Origin of the sequence: Microcystis sp. M169S2, from assembly GCF_020245865.1 — a bacterium.
Classification (GTDB): Bacteria; Cyanobacteriota; Cyanobacteriia; order Cyanobacteriales; family Microcystaceae; genus Microcystis; species Microcystis ichthyoblabe_A.
The window spans coordinates 22,290-29,475 of sequence record NZ_JADBUB010000038.1 but is presented as its reverse complement, the minus strand read 5'-3'; the positions used below and the strand labels follow the sequence as shown (position 1 = coordinate 29,475).

Here is a 7,186-nt window from a genome sequence, read left to right as displayed (position 1 = left end):
TGGAGCAAAAAGTAAGCGTGGAGCGATTCCAGGGCGTGTAGATATCAGCGAGCGACCAGCAATTGCTGACCAGAAAACCGAAATCGGTCATTGGGAAAGTGACACAATGATTGGAGGCAATCATCTAGGAGTTCTCGTTACTCATGTGGACAAAGCCTCGAAATTTTTAGTAGCAGGATTAGCCAAAAACAAAACCGGGCGTTGCTGATTTGAGATATGAATCTTCTTTTGTGGGATTTTTAAAACCTAGACCCAAACTAACTTTTGGATAGGTGCAAGGTTGTCATTCATACCTTGATTCAGCAACGCCAGTTTTTGCTGCGCTTTTTTCTGGCTTGAGATTTTAGGTTCGACAGCAACTCCTTGATTGTTTTTTGAGTTACCCCTTGACAATCAAGACAGTCGCTACAAGCTGAAAACTGTCATTCCAAGCGAAGGGAAGCATCTCGCAGATGCTTTGCTTCAAGGAGTTCACCCGCTTGGCCACAGCGAAGGGTGGAGCTTATCCTGAGCGATAGTAAAGGAATCAGGATTGCATAGGTCAAGATTTTACCCGTTAGCCTTATAACTAAGGAGTAATATCCGACTCAGCACCCCAGCGGGAGCGGGTCTGCTCGGTTAAACCAGTCCGCCGCCCACCCCGCCAGGAACAGGGAACTAATCTAAGACGGAAGTTCCTTCTGTCCAAGTCCGGACGATACCAGACACATCCCCAAACTGAGAGGCGCCCGCAGCTGACGAAATAGCACTGGCAGTGGCACGTTCAACCGTTAGTTGCGTACTTGCGTTTACAGCTGCACCAGCAGACATGGTCACCCCTGTAATGGCAACGGTGGTTCCCGCATTAATGGCCTGGGTAGTGTACTCAACGGTGATTGCAGCAGGACTGCTATAGGCATAGTCAGCGGAGGGCAAAATCTGCTCGGCGGCAAAGCTATTAGTAGCCGCAGCGTTGCCATCGGTGAGAATGCTAGTGACGGCAACGGACAATCGGGATTGGGATGCAGACGCAGCAAATTGGGCTTGGGCGCTTTCGCCAACGGACAATACACCAGCCCCGGCGAGACCACCGGCTAGAATAATTGTTTGTTTCCTTCCTTAGAGGGATTAATGGTTCTGAGGTCATGAGGCGGCTTATGGTTCGGTTCGTCGTCTCAATACCCTCGTTTTTTTTGGTATGGATTGTTACGGATCTAACCCTCATCAGTATAGATTACTATGGTTGGCTACTGTCAAGATCAACTACACAAAAATTTAGTTCTGTCAGTGATCTATTGGAGGTATCTTTTGTGATCGATGAATTGCAAAGACGCAACCCGGGGCAATTCTGGGGGCATTCATCCGACATTTTAGGTAATATGTAGCTACAAAGTGGTATTTTTTACCCTGGTTGGGACGGGTTGCCTACTTCTCAAGATACTAAGGTTTCGAGATTTTTCTAGGCTCGCAGTTTAACCCGATCAACTGATAACCGATAGAGGAGTGCAGAATGGGAGAATGGTTGGATTTTACCGATGAGGTGGTCACTGTTAATGGCAAATGTGAGGAAATTAAACGGGAAAAAGTCACTAATCGAGGTTATCAGTATTTTTTAAGCAAAAAAACCTTTTTAGAGATGATTTCTATCCCTAGCGGTCAATACCTCATCGGTGCGCCCAAAAGCGAGTTAGGCTGGAAATTGAGTCAAAGTCCCCAATCTCTGGTTAATATTCGGGCTTTTTGTCTGAGTCGCTACCCAATTACCCAACGACAATGGCGCGAGGTGGCAAAATTAGAACCAGTAAATATTGAACTTAATCCCTATCCGGCCCATTTTGAAGGTTATGATCGCCCTGTAGAACAAATTAACTGGTGGGAAGCAGTGGAATTTTGCGATCGCCTATCCCGTCTCACGGGACTGAATTATCGTTTACCCGCAGAAAAAGAATGGGAATACGCTTGTCGGGGAGGTACATCAACCCCTTTTCACTTTGGCCCGACAATTTCCACGGATTTAGCCAACTATTCCGGGGTGGACTGGGATTATGGGGGGAAAGTGTGCAGTTATGGTCGTTATGGGGAAGGTCGACTGGGCTGCGATCGCAGGGAAACCACACCGGTGGGAATGTTTGCCGTCGCTAACTCTTTCGGACTCTACGATTTGCACGGAAATGTCAGGGAATGGTGTGCAGATTACTGGCGCGATAACTACGAAGCAGCCACAATAGAAGATAGGGACAGACGAGTTTTACGGGGGGGTTCCTGGAATGACGGTCCCAACAAGTGTCGCTCGGCCTACCGGGTCAAATTTCTGGCTACTGCTGGACTCTATGATATTGGTTTTCGTGTGGTTAGCGATAATTCTCCTTAAATCTGAAAACCGATCACTGATTACCAGTGACAGGGAGGTGAAAAAATTGAAAATAGAACTACCCCAGCAAATAATCAGCGAATTTTGTCAGAAATGGCAGATATCTGAAATGTGTTTATCGAAAATTTGGGTTAAAACCCCGTCGTTCTACGACGGCTTTTCTTGATCCCTAATAGAGCATCTGAGAACTTCCAATGGCGCACCTCTCAGTTATCAGTTATTAGTTATTAGTGGGTAAGTTATCAGTTATCAGATGTGAGTTTTTAAGTGTGCAGTATTAAATAGAAGTTTCCTACTGTCTTTTTACTGATTACTGATTACTGATTACTGATTACTGATTACTGATTACTGATTACTAACCGACTTGACATTATTGGCAGACCTAGTTAAAATAGAGTACAGACACACACATTTTAACTCAATGAAAGCAAGGTATCAATACCGCCTTTACCCAACCAACCAACAAAAGAGGCTTTTGTCTCAATTGTTCGGGTGTGTGCGTGTCGTTTGGAACAATACCTTAGCTTACTGCCAAGAACTTTATCAACAAGGAGAGAAAAAGCTCAAATATACCGAGTTGTCTAAAAGACTAACTCAGATTAAAAAAACAGAAGAAAAACAGTGGTTGACTGAAGTTTCTTCTATTCCTTTACAACAGTCTTTGAGAGATTTAGAGACAGCCTATTCTAACTTTTTTGCATCTTGTAAGGGAGAAAGGAAGGGAAAGAAAGTAAAACCTCCCAAGTTTAAAAAACGTAAATCTAAACAATCAGCAAGATTTACTAATAATAGTTTTACCGTTCATCAATACCATGTTACTTTAGCGAAAATCGGTGATTTAAAAATAGTTTGGAGTCGTCCATTACCCTCTAAACCTTCTAGCGTCACCGTGATTAAAGATGCGGCAGATCGATACTTTCTCAGTTTCGTTGTCGAGATTCGTCCCGAAACTTTGCCAAATAACGAGCAAACTGTAGGGATCGATCTAGGGATTGCTACTTTTGCGACTCTTTCAACAGGGGAAAAGATCAACGCACCAAAACCGTTAAGGAAACGATTGAAACGACTAAGAAAGGCACAGAAAAACCTTTCTAGAAAACAGAAAGGAAGTAACCGACGGGAAAAAGCCAGAAAACGAGTGGCTAAAATCCACGCAAAGATTAAAGACACTCGCACTGATTTCTTGCATAAACTATCCACTAGAGTTGTTCGTGAAAATCAAACGATAGTTTTAGAGGATTTAAACACATCGGGAATGGTTAAAAATCGCAAGTTATCCCGTGCCATATCAGACTTAGGATGGCGTTTTTTTCGAGATATGCTATCAGCAAAGTCTGATAAATATGGGCGTGATTTTCGGATAATTTCCCGATGGGAGCCAACGTCTCAGCGATGTTCCTGTTGTGGGAATATTGGCGGGAAAAAGGCGTTAAATATCCGTGAGTGGGAATGTCTTTTCTGTGGGAATTTTCATGATCGAGACATCAATGCTGCGGTAAATATCAAGGTCGCCGGTGGGCAATCGGAGACTTTAAACGGACGGGTCGGAAAGCGTAAGACTACCGCTAAGGTAGCAGCATCCTGTGAAGCGTCAACCCCATTCAGCGACCATCCTAAAAAGGTGGCGTGGTGAGAAATCGCCGTCCGTTTACGGCGGTGAGGATGTCAATGGGACGGAAAGTTGATTTGCTAACGAAAAAATCGATCGAGCAGAGTCATAATTGGATTCGTCAACGAGAGATTTTAGGGACAGCGCAAGTGATTTATGTGGCGGGATAAGGCTTTTTTACTAGATATTGTCCGAACAGGTCAATTAGCTCAACAATTTGCCAATCAACCAGCAAAATTTGCAGGCGTTTGTCAGAAAATTTTTGAAAATGTACCGCTCCTCGATCGAGAGTTAGAATTGATTTTAGAGACAATAAAGGTGATTTAACCAAATGATTGCTAACTTTGACCATAACTATCTTTCCCCGGAAGATTATTTAGCAACGGAGAGAATAGCCAAGGATAAACACGAATACATTCGCGGTCAAACCTACGCCATGGCTGGTGCGAGTAAAGCCCACGGTATGATTATTATCAACTTAGCCACACTTTTAAAAAACCGGCTGCGGGGTAGTGGTTGTCTTGTCTATGCCACAGATATGAAAGTTCGTCTAGAAATAGCTAATAGTTATTTTTATCCCGATCTTGTAGTCACTTGCGACTCGCGAGATAATCAGTCTTTCTCAGAAGATTTTATCCGTTATCCGCGCTTGATTGTAGAAGTATTATCCCCCACTACTGCTGCCTTTGACCGGGGCGATAAATTTGTAGACTATCGTTCCCTTGAAACTTTAGAAGAATACGTTCTTATCAGTCAAGAACGCATCAGTGTGGATTGTTTTCGTCGCAATGATGAAGGATTCTGGGTTCTTTATCCCTACAGCAAAGGAGCAGATATTTATCTAGCTAGTATCGATTTTCACTGTGCGATCAAATCTTTATATGAAGATATAACAGAAATCTGTTAAAAAATCAGATCAGTTTTTTTCTGTTTACTATTTACTTTTTACCTAATTAATGCTTGTCATCCTCTCCGCTATTATTCCAGTGGGTTTTATCATCCTCATCGGTGTGATAGCAGGAAAAATTCTCACTGTGGAAGTGCATTCCCTTTCCCAAATCACGGTGTATATTCTTGCCCCCGCTTTGGTGATTGATGGACTCTATCGCACCACTTTATCCGGCAGCAATATCGGTTTAATTCTCCTAGGCTTTGCTCTTATTTCACTGGTAATGGCGATTGTCGTCGAAATTATCGCCTATTGTCTTAGTCTCGATGCTGATACCCGCAAAAGCCTCATGGCTGCCGCCGTGATGCCTAATAACGGTAATATGGGTTTACCGGTGGCTAGTTTTGCCCTGGGTGCGGCTGGACTGGAAAGAGCGATAATCTATATGATTGGCTCTAGTATTCTTTTATTTGGTATTAGTCCCGCTTATTTGCAAGGAAAAAGCTTTCTTTCGGGATTTCGCTTAGTTTTTCAATTGCCCTTAATCTGGTCAATTTTTATCGGCATTGGCTTTCAAACTTTCTCTTTTCATCTTCCCCTGCAATTAGATAAAAGTGTTAGCTATCTAGGAGAAGCGGCAATTCCTTTGGCTTTAATTATCCTAGGTATCCAATTATCTCAGCAAAAATTAGCGATCGGTAAATTAGAATTATTAGGGGCCTGTTTGCGTCTTTTAGTCGCTCCTCTTTTGGCATTTGCGATCGGCAATAGTTTAGGATTAACTGGTATGGATCTAAAAATTCTCATCCTACAAAGTGCCATGCCCACCGCCGTTAATACCGTCATTTTAGTCACAGAATTCGGTGGTTCGGCCGCTTTGATGGCCCGCACAGTTGTGGTCACTACCCTTGCTAGTTTTCTGACTATTCCTTTCTTTCTTTGGTTATTAAAAGTCTATTTATAATTAGGGTTTGCTGAAAAAGTTTGTTGGTGGGGTTAGGAGTCAGGAGTCAGGAGGCAGGAAGCAGGAGGCAGTATTCTTCCCACTTCCCACTTCCCAATTCATAATTCATAATTTATCCCTTGACTGACCCCAGCAATGGCAGCCAAGAGAAGCCAAACAATAGTATTAATCTTGACATCGGAGAGGGTGACATCGACGAGATTAAATAAAACGCAAGCGCCAAAGGCTACCAGATAGGTAAAGATAATTAACTCACCCCCGGCTTTTTGTTGCCGTAAAAAGATAAATAAACGCACCCCTTGGGCATAAATCCAACCCACCCAAACAGACAATAAAATTAAGCCGATAATTCCCGTTTCTGCCATTAACATCAAATATAAATTATGGGGATGACCTAACCATAATCCCTGACTTTTTTCGTAGAGAGGTGTAAAACTGCGTAATCCCCAACCCAATAGGGGTCTTTCTTGGGTCATTTCTAGAGTAAAACGCCATTGAGTTGATCTGAGAGTCGCTAGAGGGCGATTGGGGAACATTTCATCGGACAATCGCGCCCAAATCGCCCTAGGAACCAAAAAACGCAGACTATCCCTGAAAGGATTTGGTCCCCAAGAAGCGAGGGAAATCACCCCCCCCAAGAGGACAAAACCGGCGACTAAGGCATTCCAACCCAGATAAAGGGCAAAAATTAAGCCTCCTAAAAAGGCTAAGGCCCAAGCATTGCGAGAATTGCTTAAAAATAGCCCTACACTGTCGATAAATATGGTTAAAGTTAAAAACCCGACTTTGAGATTTAAAAGGTTATTTCTTTGTCTGTGCCACTGCCGCCAAGTTAGAATTAATAAACCGATCGCTAAAATCACAGTTATGAGTAAATAAGCCCCCAGAAGATTAGCATACATAAAAACCGAAGACATCCGCCCCAAAGGTTCACCCCCCGCCCCGTAGGGCCAGGTAAAAATCCCTTTTAATGCTTCTGGTTTTTGCCAACCGAGAAAAATTTGTCCCCATCCCATCACCACTACCCAAACCGAGGGAATAACCATCACCCAAGCTAGTTGACGCAATTGAGAGGGTTTTTTAATTAATTGCCGAATATTGCTAAAAAAGAAGAAAAAAGGCAGAAAATTTCCTAAACCAATCCAAGCATCCCCCGGAGTTGGGGAAAGACTGGCACTAATCATCAACCAAAGAGTGACGATACCGAGACCTTGATTGAGACGTGACTGGATAATTGCCCGAAAATTGCCAGTAAAAACCCTAATTAACACGATAATAATGCCGATACCCGCCAACTCCGGCAGGATCATGGCGATAAAAACTGAAAAAAGTATTAAATTCCACTCCCACCCTTGACAAAAAATCTTTTTCATG

Annotated in this window: 7 protein-coding genes and 2 pseudogenes; 7 read left to right on the top strand and 2 right to left on the bottom strand. The window is 43.2% G+C overall.

Annotated features, from left to right (window positions below; all coding sequences use genetic code 11):
* Positions 1-196, top strand: a pseudogene (locus IM485_RS04710) (IS30 family transposase); the annotation flags it as partial.
* A 461-nt stretch (positions 197-657) separates the two neighbouring features.
* On the opposite strand, the gene IM485_RS04705 reads toward IM485_RS04710, so the two are convergent.
* The gene (locus tag IM485_RS04705; RefSeq protein WP_238141893.1) at positions 658-1,047 is read right to left on the bottom strand and encodes a hypothetical protein; all 390 of its coding nucleotides are present in this window, start codon (positions 1,045-1,047) and stop codon (positions 658-660) included.
* A gap of 442 nt (positions 1,048-1,489) precedes the next feature.
* Here IM485_RS04705 and IM485_RS04700 point away from each other — a divergent pair, with 442 nt between their 5' ends.
* From IM485_RS04700 to IM485_RS04675, 6 genes and pseudogenes are all read left to right on the top strand, one after another.
* Positions 1,490-2,350 carry a formylglycine-generating enzyme family protein gene (locus IM485_RS04700; protein ID WP_104395975.1) on the top strand — a complete coding sequence of 287 codons (861 nt, stop codon included), beginning with the start codon at positions 1,490-1,492 and terminating at the stop codon, positions 2,348-2,350.
* 421 nt (positions 2,351-2,771) lie between these two features.
* Positions 2,772-3,983, top strand: coding sequence for an RNA-guided endonuclease InsQ/TnpB family protein (locus tag IM485_RS04695; protein ID WP_104395976.1), 1,212 nt, complete (start codon positions 2,772-2,774; stop codon positions 3,981-3,983).
* Positions 3,984-4,018: 35 nt separating this feature from the next.
* A pseudogene (locus IM485_RS04690) lies at positions 4,019-4,129 on the top strand (nucleotidyltransferase family protein); the annotation flags it as partial.
* Positions 4,116-4,286, top strand: coding sequence for a hypothetical protein (locus tag IM485_RS04685; protein WP_192575981.1), 171 nt, complete (start codon positions 4,116-4,118; stop codon positions 4,284-4,286). The pseudogene IM485_RS04690 and the gene IM485_RS04685, both read left to right, overlap by 14 nt.
* Positions 4,287-4,290: 4 nt before the next feature.
* Positions 4,291-4,866, top strand: coding sequence for a Uma2 family endonuclease (locus IM485_RS04680; protein WP_287741620.1), 576 nt, complete (start codon positions 4,291-4,293; stop codon positions 4,864-4,866).
* A gap of 49 nt (positions 4,867-4,915) precedes the next feature.
* Positions 4,916-5,812: an AEC family transporter gene (locus tag IM485_RS04675; RefSeq protein WP_104395978.1), complete on the top strand. Its 897-nt coding sequence runs from the start codon at positions 4,916-4,918 to the stop codon at positions 5,810-5,812.
* Between the two features lie 98 nt (positions 5,813-5,910).
* Here the strand turns inward: IM485_RS04675 and IM485_RS04670 are convergent, their stop codons facing one another.
* A complete protein-coding gene (locus IM485_RS04670) occupies positions 5,911-7,185 on the bottom strand; it encodes an O-antigen ligase family protein (protein ID WP_287741618.1) in 1,275 nt (424 codons plus the stop codon).
* Position 7,186: the final 1 nt, after the last annotated feature.